Here is a 21,226-nt window from a genome sequence, read left to right on the forward strand (position 1 = left end):
AAAATATGTCACTTTATGGAAGCTTCTGTTCTGTTATTTTATAAACGACTCCATTACTTATTTCTAAAACTAAAATAGGTTTATCAGTAATAACTTTCTTAAAAGCTGTTAATGGAAAACCATTAGAAATCTGATTAATACCATTAACTTTTATTTTTATATTATCATCTAATTCTAAATTTCGATATCTAGCATGTTGATTATGAATATAATAATTATTATATAAAAAATATAATGTATCTCCATTTTTATCTATATCATACTCAGCCTTACCATATTCCTTGGCTTTTTTAACTGCTTTTTTACCTTGATAGTATTCTATATTGTCAGTTTCTATAAATATGACTCCATTATTTTTATATACTTTATTTACATAGCAGTATACTTTTTTATATTTAGATTTTCTAGGACTGATAACATCTGCTCTTCCTGTTTTACTACGATGAATAATTGTACTCATTTTGTTAGAATTTTTACCATCATCTATACTGTTTATATAATCTAACGTCTTTTTACTTTTATATTCAGAAATATTTGTTCTAAGCTCCATCACTTCTTTTCTCAGTGAATCATTTGTTAATAAAAGTTGATTAACATTACTTGGTTCTTCTTCAGGTAGTATAATTTCATTGCTCCCTTCTTGTTGAGTTAAGAACACATAATAGCTTCCTATAGCTAATAACAGCATTAAAATTATAATAAATACAAAGTAAAAATTACGTATGTTTTTGTTTCTTTTTAAATCATTAGAAATAGAAATCAGGCGATCTTCTAATCGCTGTTGTTTTACATCTGTTTTTTCTATCTGATAATATAATGATAAAAGCTTCCCTTCTTTTTTATTCATTTTCTTATACAGTAAATAATTCCAATTCAATTTCAAAATAATGCATGCCCTCAAACATGTCTATTATTAATGTTGATTATAAAAAAACCACATCAAAAATAAACACAGGCTGTATGCTCCATATTGAGGTCTAGTCAGTATAGAAATAGGATATAAAAATTACAATAAACTAAATACTTAAGGCATCCACTTGATGTCCTTAAAATCAGGTTTTCTTTTTTCGAGAAATGCATCTCTACCTTCTTTTGCTTCGTCAGTCATATAAGCCAATCGTGTTGCTTCCCCAGCAAAAACTTGTTGCCCTACCATGCCGTCATCAGTAAGATTCATTGCAAATTTTAACATTTTAATTGAGGTAGGAGATTTTTCCAAAATCTCTTTTCCCCATTGATAAGCAGTGTCCTCTAATTCCCCATGAGGTATTACTGCATTTACCATTCCCATTTCATAAGCTTCTTGTGCAGAATAATTTCTACCCAAAAAGAAAATTTCACGTGCCTTTTTTTGTCCAACCATTTTTGCCAAATAAGCAGAACCATAGCCTCCATCAAAGCTAGTAACATCTGCATCAGTTTGTTTAAAAATAGCATGTTCTTTACTCGCTAGTGTAAGATCACACACCACATGTAGGCTATGTCCTCCCCCGACAGCCCATCCTGGTACTACTGCGATCACTACTTTAGGCATAAACCTAATTAATCTCTGAACTTCTAAAATATTTAATCTATGTCTACCATCATCTCCTACATATCCTTGATGCCCTCTAGATTTTTGATCTCCTCCACTACAAAAACTATATACACCATCTTTTGTAGATGGACCTTCTGCTGAAAGTAAAACAACTCCTATAGATGTGTCTTCCTGAACATCATAAAATGCATCATAAAGCTCACTTGTTGTTTTTGGTCTGAATGCATTACGCACATTAGGTCTATTAAATGCTATACGTGCAATACCTCCAGATTTTTTATACGTGATATCTTCGTACTCTTTTACAGTTTTCCAATCTATTGAACTCATTATTTTTTTATTTTGTATGCTCAAAAATAATACAATATAAGATATCAAACTATATCATTTATAATAGAAATACCTTAAACCTTCATTTTATTTAAATTTAAAAAAGAATTTAGCATAGTTTTTGATAACTTTACATATATTGGCATTACATTTACTACAATGAGATTTATTTTAATACTTTTTATTGGAAGCATTAGTTTCTTATCATATGGACAAGAAAATAGTATACAAACTATCCATATAGAATGGGAACAGTTAAGTGCTCCATTAGTCCTCCACAAAAAAGAAAATAATACTATTACATATCAATTGCTTGAAGTAAATTTAGATATAGATTTACGACAAGAGGCTTTAAGAGATGACTCTTCAATGATGATGATTACATCATCAAAAAAACAAAACGATACATCAAGATACAATATTGTAGTATCAAAACCAAAAACTTCTAGTTTTACAATACAGAGTAATGGTTATAATCCAAACATCAATACTAATGGTATAAAAAATACTGCTTATAAAGATGCTAGTTCATATAGCAATTCTTTCTTCTGCCCTGCTACTAGAAGACCAATTTATTACTAATAGATTATATCATCAGCTTAATCAAAACAAACCACTATGTACTTTTAGTACATAGTGGTTTGTTTTGATTAAAATCAGTAAAATCAGATAAAACTGTACTTACTTTTTTTTAAAAGAATTAGAACTTATTATTTTCCAACAGGGATTCTCTCATCAATATATTGCAGTGGCATACCTTCTGATAAATCAAACATATCCAAAATATCTTTAATTGTTTCTTCTTCTTCAAGTTGTTCTCCTACAAACCACATCAAAAAATTCTCAGAACCAAAATCATTGACTTGTCTACATTTTGCTACAATTTTATAAATAGATTGTGTAACTGTTATTTCATGATCTAATGTAGTTTCAAAAATCTCTCTAAGAGAAGAAAACTCGTGAGTTATATTCGAAACATTAGGAGAATAGGCTGATCCACCTGCATCATTAATGAACTTAAAGATTTTCATCATATGCTCTCTTTCTTCTTCTGCTTGTTTGTAAAAAAAAGAAGCACTATTAACAAGTGTCCTCTGATCACACCAAGAAGCCATTGCCAAATATAATGAGGATGCTTTTTGTTCTTTCTCTATTTGCGCATTAAGCATATCCATTACTTCTAGATTAATGCTTATTTCTTGTCTTGTTAGATTTTCCATTTTTTCTAATATTTTTAATAAAAGTATAGAAAATCTGGCTATAAATCTCAACTAACGCTCTATTTATAGTAAGTCTAAATCTAATAACTAATTAAGCTATTTATGATACTAATGCAGCATTTAGTTCTATCATTGCAAATGTTCCTTTCATAAGATCTATAAAATCAAGCACTCTTAATGTATCTAATAAAATTAAATGTTCTTTATCACATAATGATAATAATACAGTGTCATTATGATTTAATAAATTATCTATATACTCAAACGATGACATTTGTTTAGCTTTATATCGTAAGCTCAGTAATTGGCAGAAAGTAACTCTAACTGTTTTATGGCCAAAGTTAATATAAAAACATCGCTCTGTTGAGGATTGATACGACGAGTAATATGTTGAAGCAAATAGTAATTCCATAATTAGAGATGGCTAAAATAGTTTTTATTTAGATTTGATCCAAATAAAATAAATAAAAAATTAACGTCTCTTTTAACTTAGGTTTCTTCCCCTATTCTACCAAACGTATTCCATCTTCTTCAATACTAATTATTCTGTCTTTATATAAAGATCCTATTGCTTTTTTAAAACTTTTCTTACTTAATTGAAAAACTTCTTTAATGTCATCAGGATCTGATTTATCATTCAGGTTTATAAATCCACCACTAGCTTTTAATTCTCGTAAAACTTCCTTTGCATTAGGTTCAATGCTTCTAAAACCATGTCGCTGTAGTGTAAGGTCTATTTTTCCATCGGGGCGAACTTTTTTAACATACCCTTTAAATTCATCTCCAGGTGTGATTTTTTGAAAAATCTCATCTCCATAAACTAAACCAAGGTGTTTTTGGTTTACAATCATGTTCCACCCTTGTGGAGAGGGATGTGATGCTATAAGGTTAACTTCGTCATACGATGATAATAACACTAAAGTATTATCCAGAAACTTATTAGTTTTACTAGATGCAACCAATCTATTCGTTTCTTCATCTAAGTATACATAAACAAGATACCAACTCCCTACTCTCATTTTAGAAGCTTGTTCTTTAAAAGGAACAAAAAGATCTTTTTCTAATCCCCAATCTAAAAAAGCACCAACTTCTGATATATTTGTACATTTTAAGTATGCAAAGGACTTTACAGTGGCATAAGGCTCTAAAGTAGTAGCTACAATTCGTTCTGAACTATCTAGATATACAAATACTCTTATAGTATCTCTTATCATAAATTGTTCTGGCACGTATTTATTTGGTAACAAAACTTCATTTCCATCCTCATCGCAGAGATATATTCCTTGATCTCTTTCTCTTACAACCTCTAAAGTATTATATCTACCTAGTTCTAGCATATGTTATATTTTTCGCAAATATACCTTTTTATCGGTATTGCTACTCATAGATTTCAATAAAAAAAGGTGCTCTAAAAAAGAGCACCTTTTTTTATTGATACTAATTAATATCTATTTATCGTATATAGATTCTTTTCCAAAATGTTTTGCTAAAAGATAATAAACAACAGCTCTATATTTATTACGATTTGATTTACCATATTTTTCCATTACAGAAGCAATAGCTTTATCTAGTTCTGGTCCTTCTGAAAGTCCTAATTTTTTGATCAAAAAGTTTTTTCTTACAGTATCTAATTCACTTTGATCACTACCTGCTACAGTAGCAGCATCAGCATTATAAATTGAAGGACCACAGCCAATAGTAACTTTAGTTAGAAGATCCATATCTGGAGTTTCACCTATTTTGTCTTTAATATCCGCTGCATACTTAGTGATTAATTCATCTCTTTTACTCATAGAGTTAGTGTTTTTAGGTTTTTAGTTTATTTTAATCTGTATATCAAATATAGCTTAATTATAAGTAATCAATTTAGCCATAAATTATATTAAAACATCAATTTTAGACAAAATGTTTAAAATAATCGATTAAAGTACTGTCATTTTCTTTTCTAGGGGTAAAAACTTCTAACAATTGGGGTAATTTATTGTCTTGATAGATCTTCTCAACTCCATAGGTCAACTCATCAAGATCATGTGCTACTCTATACTCAAAACCAAACATTTTACTTAAATGCATAGCTGTAAGATGATGTGTTGTCTCAAAATACTTACTAAAGTTACTACTTTCTTCTTTACCAGGCAAAATTCTGAATATCCCTCCTCCTTCATTGTTAATCAAAATAATCTTAAAGTTAGAAGGAATATATTCATTCCATAAACCATTACTATCGTAAAAAAAGCTTAAATCTCCTGTTATTAAAGTAGTTGGTATTCCTGATGCTAATGCGGCTCCAATAGCTGTTGATGTACTACCATCAATACCACTAGTCCCTCTATTACAAAATACTCTAAGAGTAGGGTTTAATGTAAATAATTGCGCATAACGAACAGTAGAGCTATTACTTAACTGTATCATTTGATTATCCGGAATCTTTTTAAAAATAGTTTCAAATGCTTTAAGGTCTGTAAAATCGGCTTGTTCTAGATATATCGCGTGCTTTACTCTTCTTTCGTCCCTAATAGAAGTCCAAAAGGGTTTATAAGTACTGTCTACAAATGTTACAGTAGTACTTAAAAAATGGGAGAAAAATGAATTTGGCTCTAATTTTATATGTTCAGTGAGACAAAAGTATGTATCATATGCCTTCTTTGAATCGATATGCCAATGTGATTTTGGTTGATATTGTCTTAAGAAATTTTTAATTCGTTTAGAAACGATCATTCCTCCGATAGTTATCAAAATATCAGGTTGTAATGCTTCTAATTCATCTTTATTTAATGTAGAAATTAATTGATCTATACAATTAATATGAGACGTATGATGAATATTTGATGTAGTTTCTGTTAATACCAAAATAGAAGAATCATTTGCAAAATGTGATATCCACTTTTGGTCAATTGCTTCTGGTGAATTTACACCTATCAATATCATTTTACGTTTTGCATGATTCCATTGATCAGACATTTTAGATTGTAACCTATCAGAAAACTGATAGTTACGAGTCTCAATAGGAATATTTTTAGAGATAATCGTAGGGTGATCTATTTTATCATATAATGGCTCATAAAAAGGAATATTAATGTGTACAGGTCCTTTCTTTTCTATTGCCTTATTTAATGCTAGATTAATTTCTCTTTCATTATGCTTCTGTGCTTCATGCTGTTTTTGGAGTACTTTAGCATCTTCTATTGGTGTTTCTGCAACTACTTCTGAATATAGGTTTGCTGAATATAAAATATGATTATTAAACACATTTTTTTGTCTAATCGTCTGTCCATCTCCAATATCAATTCTTTCTATAGGTCTATCTGCACTTAAAACAACTAACGGGATATCACTATAAAATGCTTCAGAAATAGCAGGATAGTAATTCAATAGTGCACTACCAGAAGTACAGACTAATGCTACGGGTTTTTTAAGTTGCTGAGCAATCCCTAAAGCAAAAAATGCAGCACATCGTTCATCTACAATACTATAACAGTTCATCTCAGGATGCTCGCTAAAACCTATAATGAGTGGTGCATTACGTGATCCTGGTGAAATAACAATATGTCTAATTCCCTTTACTTCACATAAAGTAATAATAGATTGTGCTAAAGGAATTTTTGAATATAAGCGTTTCTTCATTAGAGTGGCTAAATTACAATATCATACGAATTTACAATAGGTTTTTATAAGTAATTTAAAACAAAACTCTTTTCATTGTTTCTGTTTTTCTAATCGTTTCTTCCCATTCTTTTTCTGCATTAGAATCTTTTGTAATTCCACCACCGATATACAAAATTGCTATATCTTCTTTTATTTCCATACAACGTAAATTTACATATATATTGGTCTGGAGTACGCCTTCTATATCTATATTAAGTTCTCCTAAAAAACCTGTATAATACTTACGGTCATATTTTTCGTTATTATAAATAAAAGATTTAGCTTCATCTTTAGGAAGCCCGCAAACTGCTGGCGTTGGATGCAAAACATCAATAATATCTTTTATCGTAGAGCCCCCCGTATGATCGAAAACACCATTAATATCGGTACAAAGGTGCAATAGTGTACCTGCTTTATAAGTATATGTTTCAGAACACTGAACTGTTTTAAATTTTAAAGATAACCTACTGACTATGTAATCAGTAACTATTTTTTGCTCTACCTTTTCTTTAACTCCCCAATCTACATCTAAAGTAGTTGTGTAAGGCTGTGTACCTGCTAAAGCCATTGTAGAAAAATTATTATTTGATACCCTAAGTAATGTTTCTGGAGTTGCCCCCATCCATGTACCTATGCTAGGATGAAACCAGAAATACACAAAAGCTTTTGGGTAGTATTTAATCAAATTTTGAAATACTTGAAGATTCGTAAGAGAGTTTGGTTTTAAAGTTTCTTCTTTTCTTGATAATACTACTTTTTTAAAAGCACCTGATGTTATTGCTTTAATACCTTTCTTTACAAGTTGTACATGTTTTTCTTTTTCATAAGCTTGCTCTTTTATTTCTATAGTAGCTATATTTTTTTTATGTTCTAATGCATTTTCTTCAGGGATTGTAACATTATAATATTCTGATTTATCTAAAGGGATAATTATTGTTTGATTAGCACTATCAAACGGTGCAAAAATAAAACCTGAAGTAGAATACTCCTCTATAGTATGTACTTCATTATTTTTTTGAAAAAATGCTTTCAGTTTATTAGAATTAGCTTTTCTATATACTACAAAAGGCAATTGCTGCTCTAATTGTGTTTGGATCTTAGTATAAACATCATTTATGTTCATACCTCTAATGTTTAGGAAGAGCGATAGTAGTTAATTTAACTATCGAGATAAGGTTTTTTTCTTCGTCTCGTATTTTAATATCCCATAGCTGAGTAGTCCTCCCTTGATGCAAAATTTCTGCTTTAGCAAACACATAACCTTCTTTGATGCTTTTTACATGATTTGCAGAAATTTCTATTCCTCTTATATAAAAATCTTTAGCGTTTAGAAAAATAAAAGATGCCGCACTGCCTACACTCTCTGCTAAGGCTACCATAGCCCCCCCATGTAATACTCCATCTGGTTGATGAACCTTAGGGGTAACAGGCATCTTGGCAACCAAATAATCTTTACCTACTTCACAAAAAGAGATTTCTAATGTCTCCATAAGTGTATTTTTACACATTTTAGCACATTGCAGTAGTATTTCTTCTTCTGTCAAATTCATATTCTCTAAATTTTAAAACAAAAATATACAATGCCTTTAATAAAATTATATTATGTTATTGGTAATTTCAATTTTTTTAGGACAAAAAATCGAGATATCTTGCAGTCATAAATTTATTTATCATTTTCTAAGCTTAATACAATATTTTTATCTAATATCTAATGAGTACTACTACTGAAAAAGAAATTTCATATCATACTACGAATTCATATTCTACCTTAAATAATCTGAATGAGAGTACTAAAACAGTTTGGTTAGTTTTTCATGGTATTGGATATCTAAGTCGTTATTTTATTCGATTATTTGAAGGTTTTGATAAAAAGGAAAATTACATTATTGCTCCACAGGCGCCTTCAAAATATTATAAAGGGGAAGATTATAGAAGAGTAGGTTCTAGCTGGTTAACTAGAGAAAACACTGCTCTAGAGACTAAAAATGTATTGGAATATATCGATGCTATTGTATCTACAGAAAAATTAACAAAATATAATACTAAATTAGTTGTATTAGGATATTCACAGGGCGTAAGTATTGCTAGCCGATGGATTGCTAGTCGCACTATACACTGTGATGCTTTAGTGTTAATTTCTGGAGGTTTCCCAAAAGAACTTTCTAAAGAAAATTTTTCTTTTCTAACAAATCAAACAAGGGTTACTCATATTTTAGGAGAAAACGATCCTTATTTTGAAATAGAAAAAGTTAATGCAGAAAAAGTTCGGGTACAAGAGATATTACCACAAATTGAATTTAGAACTCATCAAGGCGGACATGAACTAGATCCAAAAACTCTAGTTAATCTGTTTTAAATTTTAGAACTACTTCTTTAACTCTTCAATGGCAACTCTACTATGTACAGTATCATAGATTATAGTAAGTTTTTCTATTTTATTTTTAGAATCTAATTCAATAATATCTACGACTTTAAACACTACTTTTTTTCCATTTTTTAGCTCCCAACTATAATCAAAAAGAAGTGAAATTCGATTTCTACCATTTTCAAAAAACAATCCATCCAATTTAAGTTTTGAAGTAGTAGTATCATTTGCTAAAACTTTATAGAATTTATCGGCAGGCATGATACCGTATAATGGAGATTCTACTACTCCATTATCGGCAAACAATTTAATTATTTTAGAGGTTTCACTATTTTCTAAATAAGAGAGATAATAATGTGCTATCTGTTCTTCTGTCATTCCTTATAAGTATCGGTCATTGATAACTTCGAAATGATGCTTCTGATGTCCTACCATGATATATCCTGCTGCTCGGGCACTCATAGGGCTATTACTTGCTTCACCTATTCTTGTAAGCATATCTTCTGTAAATCCTTTAAATAAAGAGATAGAACTATTTCTTACGGACTCAAAATCTGTTATCAATTCTTCTTTACTATATTCATTAGCATTTGAGTAAGGAACATAGTTATCTTGTTCAAACCCCATAATAGGTGTTTTATCATTCCTAGCAAAACGTAATGCGCGATATGAAAAAATACGCTCTGTATCAATGATATGTTGTATTACCTCGGCAATAGTCCACTTAGATTCTGCATATGCATAAAGAAATTTTTCTTCAGGAATTGATTCTACAAAGTCAACAAACTCTTGCCTACTATTTTTTAACCCTTCTATTATATTAGTATGAGAAGCTTTAGAAATATAGGTAGCAAAATATGGGTTATACTCTTCTTTTTTTAATTGTGATAACATAACTATATCTGATAATAAATTAATAAGTCTAGTCTATTGAAATTATAAACTTTAATCAAGAATGAGATTGAAATTTAATAATTCCAATCTCATTACTAAGTATTCTTAACAGTATTTTATAAAAATTATGCCGAGTTACGACTAGCGTTAATATTACCAAATAAAGATCTGGTTACCATTTTTTCATAAACCAATAGCTCTTCTGGGTTAGGATTTTCACTAGCATTTAATTCCTGAATTTTCTTTAATGCATATTGTTGTATTGTAAGTAATGGCAATACAATATTTTCTCTAATATCAATAGAAGCCTTTCCTGAAGGTTCATTTTGCATTAACTCAGAATATCCTGTTAGTTTTAATAATAATCGCTTAGTCAATAGGTATTCTTCATGAATAACATCCCAGAATGCTCCATATTCTTCATTTTCTTTCATATATGATGTTAACTCAAAGAATGATTTAGTAAGACTCATCATACTATTGCCTATTAATGCTCTAAAAAAAGGTGATTCTTTATATAATGAAACTATTTTATCAAAATTTCCTCGATCTTCAAATTCTTTTATTGCAGTACCTACTCCATAGAACCCTGGCACATTCTGTTTTAATTGACTCCAACTACCCACAAATGGAATCGCTCTTAAATCCCCAAAATCAAGAGTAGCACTTTTACTTCTTTTAGATGGACGGCTACCTATATTAGCTTTACCATAATACTTTAACGTACTCATATGTTCTAAATAAGAAAGAAACTTAGGATGATTCTTAAAATCTACATACGTCTGATAGCTTATATCTGCAAGCTCTTGCATTGTTGCTTTGTTTTCAACAGAAAAAAGATTTTCTTCATTACTTGTCAATTCATTTTGCACTCCTGCTCCTAATAGCTGTTCTAGATTATATTGACACGAATCTAAAGTTCCAAAGTTAGAGCTAATCGTTTGTCCTTGAACAGTTAATTGTATTTCTTCATCTTCAACAGTAGGTCCTAGAGATGCATAGAATTGATTAGTGTTTCCTCCTCCTCGTGCAGGAGGTCCTCCTCTACCGTCAAAAAACACAACTTTCACATCATATTTTCTAGAAATTTCGGTCAATGCTTCTTTAGCCTTAAAAATCCCCCAGTTAGCCATGAGATACCCTCCATCTTTAGTCCCATCAGAGAAACCAAGCATAATAGTTTGCTTCATTCCCCTACGCTTCAAATGCTCCATATAGACAGGAGTGCTATATAAAGACTCCATTACCTGATGAGCAACTTGTAAATCAGGTACTGTTTCAAAAAGAGGTATCACATCTACTGTTGGAAGTTCCCAGTCACATAATCGTATCAAAGCGAAAGTTTCCATTACATTAAGCTCGTTACCATTATTACTAATAATATAACGGTTAGCTGCACGCTCTCCGTTATTTTTCTGAATTGTTTTTATAGCATATATCGATTCTATAGTAGCTCTTGTGATATCTTGTTCTTCAAAGATTGATGGATCTAGTTTTCCTTTAATTTTAGAAAGTATTTCTAATTGTTCTATTTCTGAAAGAGACTCATAATTATCAGGAAAAATTCCTAATTCTAATTGATTGGTTTTTTGTACTACTTCTGTAAGTACTTTATGATGGATTCTGGAATCTTGTCTAATATCTAATGTTCCGAAATGAAAACCAAAAATCTTTACTTTATTAATTAAATCTTGTAGATCTTCTAAAAATAAGGATTGATGCTCTGCTATTAGCTCTTCTCTAATTTCTAGTAACCCATTCATTAATGTATCTATAGATAAGGGTTCTGCCGTTTTTGCATAATAAAAATTATCATACAATGCGTTTTCTAAAATGGTAATTTTATCCTGAAGGTTTCCAAAGGTAATTCTACGTTTTAAAGCTCGTATGTCTCGATAGTAATTTATCAAAATTGTTTTACGTAATCGTTTTGCAACTTTTAATGTAGTCTCTGTAGTTACAAATGGGTTTCCATCTCTATCTCCTCCTGGCCAGAATCCTAAATTTATCAAGTCATTTTCAAGATCTTCTCCTTCGAATATGTTTTGCTGAATATAATTATATATTTTTCCTATCGAATGATAAAATACATTTTCTAGATACCAAATTAAACTTACAGCTTCATCATAAGGCGTAGGTTTTTCTTTTTTAAAAAATGCAGTTTTACCTAACTGAGCTAATAATTTTTTAATTATAGCTGAATCATTATTTCTGACAGCAGCATCTAAATCATGGATGATTCCAAGTACCGTCCCGGGATAAAATTGGGTAGGATGTGCTGTTAAGGTTGGACGAATTTTAAAACGTCTTAAGTACTCCTTAAGCTCATCTAGCTGTCCTTTTGCCTGCGCTTCTTCCTTAATACTTCGTAAAGTTCCCCTACCATCCATATTATTAACAATAGGAAAAGCTGCGTCTTCAATAGCATCAAATAATACGACCTGACGCTCGATATATTGAATAAATCGAAATAGCAAATCATGTTTTTCTTTAGATGATGGATTGTTCTGATATGAGTTAAAAAAATCTTCTACAATTTCTGTAGGGTTTTTATGCTGATCATATCCTTTTTCACATATTTCTTTAAAGAGTGGTAACAAAACTCCTGTATTGCTTATACTATCAAAAGGTAATGTAATAAATATACTATTGTATATCTCATACTTTGCAAGAACGCTTTCATTAAAGCGTTCGATTTTTGGTTTTCTAGCCATTTGTGGTGATGGTACTAATTTAATTGGTTAATATGTAACTTATTTGTAATAGTTTGGTTATAACTACGTATCACAATAAAGTCTTCATTTTATGTAAAAAAACCCCCTAAGAGAAATACTTAAAGGGGGTGGTTATTATATTAAAAAGTATGTTCCCTTTATAATTCTTGAAAAATAGAATGCATCAAACGTTTCTTGTCATTGATACTTTCTTCTAAAGAAATCATAGTTTCTGTACGATATACTCCATCAATATCATCTAATTGAAAGATGATTTCTTTGGCGTGATTGGTATCTTTAGCTCTCACTTTACAGAAAATATTAAATTTACCGGTTGTAATGTGTGCTACAGTTACATGTGGTATTTCATTTATCCTTTGTAAAACAAATTTAGTTTGTGAAGTATTTTGAAGATAAATTCCAACATATGCTATAAATGAATATCCCAGTTTCTTATAGTCTAATGTTAATGAAGAACCTTCTATAATACCTGCTTCTTCCATTTTTTTTACTCGTACATGAACTGTACCTGCAGAAATCAATAATTTTTTTGCGATATCAGTAAACGGTGTACGAGTATTTTCGATCAGCATATCTAAAATCTGATGATCAACTTCGTCTAATTTAAACTTTGCCATAGTGTTTTTGATTATTTTCCCGATTATTTAATTACAAATTTAGCAGAAAAATAAAGTATTCACACATTTTATTTCAACTTTTTATTGATTCTATTAAGAATAATTCAGAATTTAGATAAAATTTTAACAACTCACCCTCTGGAACTATCTCTACTGTAACGTTTTCGTTATGTATAGCCCTTTTTTCTCCTATAATTTCCTTGTGACCATAAAATTTTTGAAGATTACCAATTTTAGCAACTATAGGAGTGAATTCTACCTTATTTTCATTCAATTTTTCAGTATACTGAACAGCGATATCTACATTTTTGCCTTTTAAAATGACATCTCGGATGATCACATCATAAAAACATTTTTCATTTTCTGGAATTAAAAAATAGTTTTCATAATCTTTCCCGGTAATATGAGTGGTACTTATATAATGAATCGAGGTTACTAATGAATAAAATACGTGCTCTCTAGTTATTTCTCGATCATAATCATTTGGATAATGTCCCGCTTCGAATAATATCGTAGGTATGTTATGATATGCCAATGTATCTCCTAGACAATTTAAATTAAAACTATCATCATATCTCCCAACTTGGTTTGGAATAACTTTTTGTAATACCTTATTCATTTGAACTATAATCTCCATTGCAATTTTACGATCAGGGGTTATTGAGCGTTCAGAATCACTCGCAGGAGACAGAAACGACATTGTAGCAGGATAATTAGTCTCTCCTGCACTAAAAATAGTACGCTGCCCGTGTAAGTTAAAAGCAAAATCTGGTTGTACATGATGAACTAAGTTATTAAACAATATACTTTCTTTCTGTGTTTTTTGCTGTGCATCTCTATTAAGATCTACTTGATTATAGTTAAGCCTAGTATATGCTTTTGCTCCGTCTGGACTTAATATAGGGATAATATATAACGTACATTTTTTTAAAACTTCTTTAGTTACATCATTTGACAGGTCTGTTAGGAGGTTTAAAAGATCAAAAATTGCTTTTGTAGTAGTACTTTCATTACCATGCATTTGAGACCAAAATAAAAGTTTTTTTGATCCTTTTCCTAATTTCAATAGATGTATTGGAGCATTGTTTTCTGAAAGACCAATTTCTTGGCTTTCTATTTTTGAAGATAATAACTCTAATAAAGGGTTTATATGATTTAGGTTAATATAACGACCATATAAAGAATGTTCTTTGTATGTATTATACCATTTTTGTAATGTATTTATATCCATAACTAAGTTTAGTAACTACGAAATTACTGTAGTTTATTGAGGAATCATAACAATTACTCTAGTATTTACATTTGTAAATAGAGATTGTATTTACAGATGTAAACTTACATAGATTACATTTGTAAACAAACTGATTTAAAGAGTTTAATTACTTATGTAAACTATAGTTAAATGCTGTTTATAAATGTATACAGCTAATTAACATATAATTATAATTACATAAATATTAGCAAGCAATTAATTACATATCAATTAAATAGACTGCTTTATTTAAATAAAAAGATTAATATTTAAATACCCTATTTACAAATGTAAACTCTATATTTATTAATAATTGTTTACTTTTGTAAAAGCATTATTCTTAAAACATGTTACAATGGTAAACAGTAAATCATTTGGAAATAAAATTCAAAAAATAATGGATTATTATGGAGTATCAGCCTCATCCTTTGCAGATTATATGGGAGTCGGTAGATCTTCTATTTCACATATTCTTAGTGGACGAAACAAACCTAGCCTTGATTTTGTAATGAAAATTGTAGATGCTTATACAGATGTTGATTTAGAATGGTTATTGTATGAAAAAGGAACATTTCCAAAATCTGATAGTATCCCTGTAGAAGAAAAAAAAACAATATTAAAGTCTTCTGACACTTTTCAAGAACAAGTCTCTACTCCGATTATATCCTCTGATCAAGATTTATTTTCACAATCACAGTCATTACCCAACGAAGAAGATATACAATCACCTACACCACCTATCAAAAAAATACCTCAAATACCTTCTTCTGATCATCATATAGATCGAATTGTAATTTTTTATGTAGATGGTACTTTTAATTCTTATCAAATGAAACCTTAATAAGAAGGATTAAATTTATTCATATCGAAAAACTTATTAATTTTTTTCTTTCTTTTCTATTAAATCTATGGAAATAGATTTATTTTCGTTCACTATTAAGATTATCTATGAGGCAAATAGCTTTACTACTCTTCTATTTTTTACTTGTCAGTAGTTGTTACCAACAAGAACGTGAATGTATTAACTTTCATACAGGGACTTTCGAATTTGAAACTTTTTTAGATGCCGAATTGGTAAAAACTACATTTGTTCGTAATGATACTATAGAAATTGATTATTTCAGAGGTAAAAGCGATACTTCTAGTATTAGATGGATTAATGATTGTGAATATATTTTACAAAAATTGAATCCAAAAAATAGAGCTGAAAAAAAAGCAATACATATGAAAATCTTGACAACAGATAAAAACACCTATACTTTTGAATATGGATTAGTAGGTGAAACTAATAAACAACGTGGAACCACAAAAAAAATAAAATAATGTTAGAAATTTTTACATCAGCTGATGCTTGGGTTGCCTTATTAACTCTTACTTTTTTAGAGATTGTATTAGGTATTGATAATATCATATTCATTTCATTAGCTTCTAGTAAATTACCTGAAGTACAACAAAAAAAAGCTACTAGTATTGGACTATTATTAGCAATGGTAATGCGTATCGTTCTACTGTTTGGGATTTCATTACTAGTAGCTATGGAAGCTCCTTTCTGGCATATCAATCTACCTTGGATAGAAGCAGGTATTAGCGGGCAAGCTTTAATTCTATTTGGTGGTGGAATTTTTCTATTGTACAAAAGTGTGCATGAAATTCATGAAAAGGTTGATGAAAAAGGTGAAGAAGAAAAAGAAATACAACAAAAAAGTTCTAATTCTTTATCTAAAGCGATTGTACAAATCACATTAATCAATGTAGTATTTTCTTTTGATTCTATTCTTACTGCAGTAGGTATGACTAATGGATTAAGTGATGACCCTAATGATGCGCTATTATTAATGATTATTGCTGTTGTCATTTCTGTAGTGATAATGATGCTATTTGCTAATCCTGTGGGACGTTTTGTAAATAAACATCCTTCTGTACAGATTCTAGGGCTCTCTTTTCTAATTCTTATCGGATTTATGCTAATTGCGGAAGCTGCTCATTTAGCTCACTTACAAATATTTGATAGTCAGGTTGGCACTATCCCTAAAGGATACTTATATTTTACTATTGCATTTTCTTTATTCATCGAATTTTTAAATTTCAAACTTCGTAAAAAAAGAAAACTAAGTAATTCCTAGAATTAAATAAATAACACCTAAGTTAAATACTTAATTTATTTTCTGTAATTTTAAATCCTTCTTAATTAGAATAGAAGGATTTAAAATATACTCAATAAAGCATTTTTTTATTTTTGAATTGTTGGAGTAGTTTGCTCAATATAGAAAATACCATCAAAAATATCTGGGTAAATAGCCTTATAGGTATTAAAATTGGCTAATCTTCCTTCTAGTGGTTTTTTCAACCATAATCCCCCATTAAAAAGATTATTAAAATCTACTATTGCATTTTTTATACCTGTATTTTTAATACTATACTCTAAACTTCCTTTTTTAGGTTTTTTAATTTTTTTATTCTTACCAGAGACAAAATCTATATAAGCCCCTTCATAGCCTATAAACCCAATACTATACATTTTCTTATTGAACTCCTTTTTTAAGTAATACCCCATAGGCTTTATGTTATCAACCTTTTTTGCTATATGAAAATTGTGAGCCCATATGATTACCTTTTTACCTTTAAAAGGATTATTTATTAACCAACTCATATTATCTGCCATTTGACGATCACGATCTATATCGTCAATATCTCCCCAATATCTTTTGGCTTGAGAGGTTATACTAGCCATAATCTGTAACCAAAAATTAGTATCTTCTAAAAGATTCGTATTTGTTGAAGGTATAGTAATTAATTGTTTTTTTATATCTTCTAAAGTTTTATAAAAAAGAAGTTTTTCTGTATTAGTAATCGTTCTTTGCATTTTGAAGATCTCATTAGTTTTTTTTATAAACAATTGCCAGTTTTCTGTATTTGGTATTTTAGAATTATGCATATTTAAAAAAGAAGCTAGATCATTAAGCATGGATGATTGTGATTTTTCTCCTGTGTGCTGACTATCCATTCCTGTAAATAACAGTGGGGTCTCAGTATTTTTATGTGCATCAATATAGTTAAATAATGGTTCTATCTCAGTACTATTAGAATACATATAGAACATACTATTTGTCTTTTCTTTGATAAGTGTACTCCCTAATTCCATTTGCCTTGCTATTTTGGCACAATCATACATTCCACTTTCAAAAGCCATAACCTCAAAACCCATTTCTTGATGTAAAAACTTTACTAATCTCACTTTTGCAGAATAGGTAGATCCTCCTCCATGACTTTGTTCTCCTAATAACACAATCTGTTTATCCTTTAATAAGTTTTTTAGATTTTCTAAGTCCGAAAAATCAGTATTTTCTACAGAAATAGATTTTACTTCAATTGCATGATTTGCTAACCATTCTGTTTTAGATACTACTGATTTTTGCGCATCACAAAATTGAAGAGAAAAATATATTAAAAAACAAATAAGCTTAAGTTTCATATTTTATAAATTGAGTTATATCTAATTTTTTAAATATTCAGATTCTTTATTTATTGTTGGAATCATTATATTAGTTTTTATTTTCAGCTCTTTTTTTTTCTACTTTTAAAATATTATTCTGTATATCTTTCATTATTATTTTTCCCCACCAACCTGCATAAAAATTAAAAGTAGTATTCATTTTAAATGTACTATATAAATGTAAACGATATGTTCCTTTTTCTAATCTCTCTAATTTATAAGTTCCTTCTAAAACATCAAAGTATTTTCCTCCGATTAATATATGTTCATCCAGTGTTGTAGAAGGAATTTCATACGTATTTGCTTTTATCGAAAATACCATTTTTTTATTTTCTTCATATTCAGTTACTGTTTCTCTAAAAATAAGACCATTTGTAAATATAGCTTCTCGATATGCTCCGACTCCTTTATAGTTTAATTCGGCTTTTAAAGGTCTTGGAAATCCTAAAAATTCCGTTAAGTATCCTGTATCTTCTTCTTTCTTGATTGTTTTAACTCTTACAACGGTATCCCAAATTTTTTCTGCTGTAGAATCAATATCTATATAGGTATATGCGGTATACGTTCCTGGGATTTTTTCGATTAACTGTTCTGTTGGAGAAATTAAAAACGGAAGGAGTATCAGTATTGAAATGTTTAAACTATCATTTCTTTTTTTTAATTTTAGATACCCTCCGATCAATCCACCAATTGATGCTGCTATTAAAAAAATAGGAAGAATCATTAACCAACATGCCCACCCCTCAATAGCTAGAATCAATGTGATAATCAAAAATAAAAATATAGGAATCCATGGCATCCATATTCTATACCAAATACTTTTAATTTTTTCTTTATCAGATAGGTAAACTGTTAGTGCGCCAATTATGGAAGGAAGAAGAAATAGAAATGTAACAGACATTACTGAAAATAAATTACTTCCTCCTTTTACTCCAAATACTAAGCGTAAGACTATTGCATAGATTGTTGGAATCCCAATTGCAATAAGTATATTCTTTAATTTTTTGCTCATTTTTTTCATGAGCACTCTGTTTCAATATGAATTCTCATCTTTTACCCTTCAATTTTGATACTTGCTAACTTACAGATAAATAATTTATTCTAAAATTATAATCTCTCTAAAAATGGAAGTGTTTTTTCTCTATAACTAGCTCCTATTGGTATTTCAATATCATCAATTTCAATATCACTTAGTGTAAAAGCGGTTACTTTTTTTAAATTAATAATATAAGAACGATGAATTCTCAAAAAATCAGTACTTGGTAATTCTAGTGCTATATCGCTAATCTTATATTTTGCTACAATACTTTTTTGATGTGTATGTATTCTTATATAATCTTTTAAACTTTCAATATATAAAATAGTGTCTATATATATTTTATGATATTTACTCCCTGATTTTATTAAGATCGATAAATTTTCTTCTATTGCTGTAGCTGTATTGATTATCGTTTTTTCAGGACCTTGTTTAATTCTAAAATAGCGCTCTATTGCTTTAAAAAAACGATCAAAGATAATCGGCTTTAAAAGGTAGTCAATGATATCTAAATCGTATCCTTCTATAGCATAATCTCTATATGCTGTTGTTATAATTGTGCTTGGTGGATTTTTTAATGTTTTTAAAAAATCTATTCCTGTGAGTGAAGGCATTTTTACATCTAAGAATAATAAATCAATAGATTGATTAGTAATAATATCAAATGCTTTTAATGCATTATTACAAGTACCTACTACTTCTAATGATACTATCTGAGAGACATGTTTTTCTATAAGTCGTACAGCCAAAGGTTCATCGTCTACAATTAAGCATCTTATTTTTTTTATAGGAGTATTCATACTTTAATTTCTAAAGTTACAGTAAATAAGTTTTCCTGCTCTTCAATATCCATTGTATAACTATCTAGGTAAATTAAATCCAATTGTTTTCTAATGTTAGTAAGTCCAATAGGAATTTTAGGCTTTATCTGAGCTGAGCTTGCTATCGAATTTGTTATTCTAAAGGTAAAAAGAGAATCTTCATAATCAATAGAAATATCTATTCTTGGACTTCCGCTATCCTCTCCTGCACCATGTTTAAAAGCATTTTCTACCAAAGATAATAAGATTAATGGTGCTATGACTATATCCCCCCGTTCTATAGATGTATGAATCGTTACTTGCAAACGTTCATCATATCTTAATTTTTCTAAAGTAATATAATTTTTTAAAAATGAAATTTCATTACTAACCAATACAAATTTTGTATTACATCGATATAGTACATAATCCAAAATTTCAGATAATTTCTCAATAGATTCAGGTGTTTTTGGAGAATTTTCCAAGGATAACATATAAATATTATTAAGTGTATTAAATAAAAAATGCGGGTGTAATTGCGCCTTAAGTATTTTTAATTCTGTCGTAGCTTTTTCCTTTTCTAACTCTAAATTTTGTTGTTTAACTTTAGATATATCAACAATAAAACGTATCATTAAAAAAACCAAAACTACAGTATATACTAAAGGGAAATAATTATCAGTCAAATAATGTAAATCTACCAAAATCTCCAAAATTGATTCTTGATCAAATGGTCGTTTTCGTACTAGTGGTTCTGCTAAATGAACTGTAAAAACTCTTGCTAATACTGAAAAAAAATATGCACTAAAAACAAATAGTCCTAAAAATGACAAATATCGTTTTGTATATATAAATTTTGGGATCAAATAATATGCTAATGAATATGAAGCTAGCAATTGAGGAATCATCAAAAATGCAGAATACACAAATGCTCTAACAATATTGTGATTTTCTTCTAATTCATCTCTTAGACTAAAAAATAATAGTGTAGATACCCAAAAAACAATGTGAAAAGAATATTTTGATTGGGAAAAATATACTTCTATTCTTTTAACATAACTCATAATTACAATTCTATAAAAATCATTTAGGGCTATATAACCGATTTAATTCAAAAATATAAGATGTATTCAATTTAAAATAAAAAGTAGACAAATACTTAAAAAAAACACCTTAAACGATAAGAATAAACGACGAATACAACTTATAAATGATTTTCTAACTTCTGACGATTTTTTAAAGGTTTTTGTCGATAAGCAAAAATCTATACCATTAAAACAGTCATTTTTGAAAAAAATAAAA

General features: G+C 29.2%; 23 protein-coding genes. 5 read left to right on the plus strand and 18 right to left on the minus strand.

What is annotated here, in order from left to right; all coding sequences use genetic code 11:
- Positions 1-13 precede the first annotated feature (13 nt).
- Positions 14-847 carry a hypothetical protein gene (locus N456_RS14145; protein WP_062058459.1) on the minus strand — a complete coding sequence of 278 codons (834 nt, stop codon included), beginning with the start codon at positions 845-847 and terminating at the stop codon, positions 14-16.
- Between the two features lie 177 nt (positions 848-1,024).
- Positions 1,025-1,867: a 1,4-dihydroxy-2-naphthoyl-CoA synthase gene (locus tag N456_RS14150; RefSeq protein ID WP_062058462.1), complete on the minus strand. Its 843-nt coding sequence runs from the start codon at positions 1,865-1,867 to the stop codon at positions 1,025-1,027.
- Positions 1,868-2,026: 159 nt separating this feature from the next.
- Here N456_RS14150 and N456_RS14155 point away from each other — a divergent pair, with 159 nt between their 5' ends.
- Positions 2,027-2,449, plus strand: a complete 423-nt coding sequence (locus N456_RS14155) for a hypothetical protein (protein WP_062058465.1) — start codon at positions 2,027-2,029, stop codon at positions 2,447-2,449.
- 128 nt (positions 2,450-2,577) lie between these two features.
- Here the strand turns inward: N456_RS14155 and N456_RS14160 are convergent, their stop codons facing one another.
- The 7 genes from N456_RS14160 to N456_RS14185 all read right to left on the minus strand — a co-directional run bounded on the left by N456_RS14160 (position 2,578) and on the right by N456_RS14185 (position 8,282).
- On the minus strand, positions 2,578-3,087 hold the full coding sequence (locus N456_RS14160) for a ferritin (RefSeq protein WP_062058468.1): 510 nt from the start codon (positions 3,085-3,087) through the stop codon (positions 2,578-2,580).
- A 100-nt stretch (positions 3,088-3,187) separates the two neighbouring features.
- A complete protein-coding gene (locus N456_RS24885) occupies positions 3,188-3,361 on the minus strand; it encodes a hypothetical protein (RefSeq protein ID WP_205410274.1) in 174 nt (57 codons plus the stop codon).
- A gap of 229 nt (positions 3,362-3,590) precedes the next feature.
- Positions 3,591-4,424, minus strand: a complete 834-nt coding sequence (locus N456_RS14165) for a CvfB family protein (protein ID WP_062058471.1) — start codon at positions 4,422-4,424, stop codon at positions 3,591-3,593.
- A gap of 111 nt (positions 4,425-4,535) precedes the next feature.
- Complete coding sequence (locus N456_RS14170; protein ID WP_062058474.1) at positions 4,536-4,880, minus strand: DUF2853 family protein; 345 nt, start codon at positions 4,878-4,880, stop codon at positions 4,536-4,538.
- A gap of 103 nt (positions 4,881-4,983) precedes the next feature.
- Positions 4,984-6,711, minus strand: coding sequence for a 2-succinyl-5-enolpyruvyl-6-hydroxy-3-cyclohexene-1-carboxylic-acid synthase (gene menD / locus N456_RS14175; protein WP_062058477.1), 1,728 nt, complete (start codon positions 6,709-6,711; stop codon positions 4,984-4,986).
- Between the two features lie 55 nt (positions 6,712-6,766).
- Positions 6,767-7,855 carry a chorismate-binding protein gene (locus N456_RS14180; RefSeq protein WP_062058479.1) on the minus strand — a complete coding sequence of 363 codons (1,089 nt, stop codon included), beginning with the start codon at positions 7,853-7,855 and terminating at the stop codon, positions 6,767-6,769.
- A gap of 4 nt (positions 7,856-7,859) precedes the next feature.
- Entirely contained in the window at positions 7,860-8,282 is a 423-nt protein-coding gene (locus tag N456_RS14185) for a PaaI family thioesterase (RefSeq protein ID WP_062058481.1), read from the minus strand.
- A 161-nt stretch (positions 8,283-8,443) separates the two neighbouring features.
- On the opposite strand from N456_RS14185, the gene N456_RS14190 reads away from it, so the two are divergent.
- The gene (locus N456_RS14190; protein ID WP_062058484.1) at positions 8,444-9,088 is read left to right on the plus strand and encodes an alpha/beta hydrolase; all 645 of its coding nucleotides are present in this window, start codon (positions 8,444-8,446) and stop codon (positions 9,086-9,088) included.
- Positions 9,089-9,097: 9 nt separating this feature from the next.
- On the opposite strand, the gene N456_RS14195 is transcribed toward N456_RS14190, so the two are convergent.
- From N456_RS14195 to N456_RS14215, 5 genes are all read right to left on the minus strand, one after another.
- Positions 9,098-9,475 (minus strand): hypothetical protein, encoded by a 378-nt coding sequence (locus N456_RS14195; RefSeq protein WP_062058487.1) that lies wholly within the window; start codon positions 9,473-9,475, stop codon positions 9,098-9,100.
- Between the two features lie 3 nt (positions 9,476-9,478).
- Entirely contained in the window at positions 9,479-9,991 is a 513-nt protein-coding gene (locus N456_RS14200) for a DinB family protein (protein ID WP_062058489.1), read from the minus strand.
- A gap of 125 nt (positions 9,992-10,116) precedes the next feature.
- Positions 10,117-12,705 carry a phosphoenolpyruvate carboxylase gene (locus N456_RS14205; protein WP_062058492.1) on the minus strand — a complete coding sequence of 863 codons (2,589 nt, stop codon included), beginning with the start codon at positions 12,703-12,705 and terminating at the stop codon, positions 10,117-10,119.
- A gap of 158 nt (positions 12,706-12,863) precedes the next feature.
- Positions 12,864-13,343 carry an Lrp/AsnC family transcriptional regulator gene (locus tag N456_RS14210; RefSeq protein WP_062058495.1) on the minus strand — a complete coding sequence of 160 codons (480 nt, stop codon included), beginning with the start codon at positions 13,341-13,343 and terminating at the stop codon, positions 12,864-12,866.
- A 73-nt stretch (positions 13,344-13,416) separates the two neighbouring features.
- Positions 13,417-14,574 carry a M14 family zinc carboxypeptidase gene (locus N456_RS14215; protein ID WP_062058500.1) on the minus strand — a complete coding sequence of 386 codons (1,158 nt, stop codon included), beginning with the start codon at positions 14,572-14,574 and terminating at the stop codon, positions 13,417-13,419.
- Between the two features lie 376 nt (positions 14,575-14,950).
- Here N456_RS14215 and N456_RS14220 point away from each other — a divergent pair, with 376 nt between their 5' ends.
- From N456_RS14220 to N456_RS14230, 3 genes are all read left to right on the plus strand, one after another.
- Positions 14,951-15,436: a helix-turn-helix domain-containing protein gene (locus N456_RS14220; RefSeq protein ID WP_062058503.1), complete on the plus strand. Its 486-nt coding sequence runs from the start codon at positions 14,951-14,953 to the stop codon at positions 15,434-15,436.
- 107 nt (positions 15,437-15,543) lie between these two features.
- Positions 15,544-15,918, plus strand: a complete 375-nt coding sequence (locus N456_RS14225) for a hypothetical protein (protein WP_062058506.1) — start codon at positions 15,544-15,546, stop codon at positions 15,916-15,918.
- The gene (locus N456_RS14230) at positions 15,918-16,718 is read left to right on the plus strand and encodes a TerC family protein (RefSeq protein WP_062058509.1); all 801 of its coding nucleotides are present in this window, start codon (positions 15,918-15,920) and stop codon (positions 16,716-16,718) included. Before N456_RS14225 ends, N456_RS14230 begins: the two co-directional genes overlap by 1 nt.
- A gap of 107 nt (positions 16,719-16,825) precedes the next feature.
- Here N456_RS14230 and N456_RS14235 read toward each other — a convergent pair whose 3' ends face one another.
- The 4 genes from N456_RS14235 to N456_RS14250 form a co-directional block, all read right to left on the minus strand.
- The gene (locus N456_RS14235) at positions 16,826-18,067 is read right to left on the minus strand and encodes an erythromycin esterase family protein (protein ID WP_062058512.1); all 1,242 of its coding nucleotides are present in this window, start codon (positions 18,065-18,067) and stop codon (positions 16,826-16,828) included.
- A 70-nt stretch (positions 18,068-18,137) separates the two neighbouring features.
- The gene (locus N456_RS14240) at positions 18,138-19,100 is read right to left on the minus strand and encodes an SRPBCC family protein (protein ID WP_062058649.1); all 963 of its coding nucleotides are present in this window, start codon (positions 19,098-19,100) and stop codon (positions 18,138-18,140) included.
- A 95-nt stretch (positions 19,101-19,195) separates the two neighbouring features.
- On the minus strand, positions 19,196-19,924 hold the full coding sequence (locus N456_RS14245) for a LytR/AlgR family response regulator transcription factor (RefSeq protein ID WP_062058515.1): 729 nt from the start codon (positions 19,922-19,924) through the stop codon (positions 19,196-19,198).
- Positions 19,921-20,988: a sensor histidine kinase gene (locus N456_RS14250; protein ID WP_240315536.1), complete on the minus strand. Its 1,068-nt coding sequence runs from the start codon at positions 20,986-20,988 to the stop codon at positions 19,921-19,923. Before N456_RS14250 ends, N456_RS14245 begins: the two co-directional genes overlap by 4 nt.
- Positions 20,989-21,226 lie beyond the last annotated feature (238 nt).

The organism is Aquimarina longa SW024, assembly GCF_001401755.1.
Classification (GTDB): Bacteria; Bacteroidota; Bacteroidia; order Flavobacteriales; family Flavobacteriaceae; genus Aquimarina; species Aquimarina longa.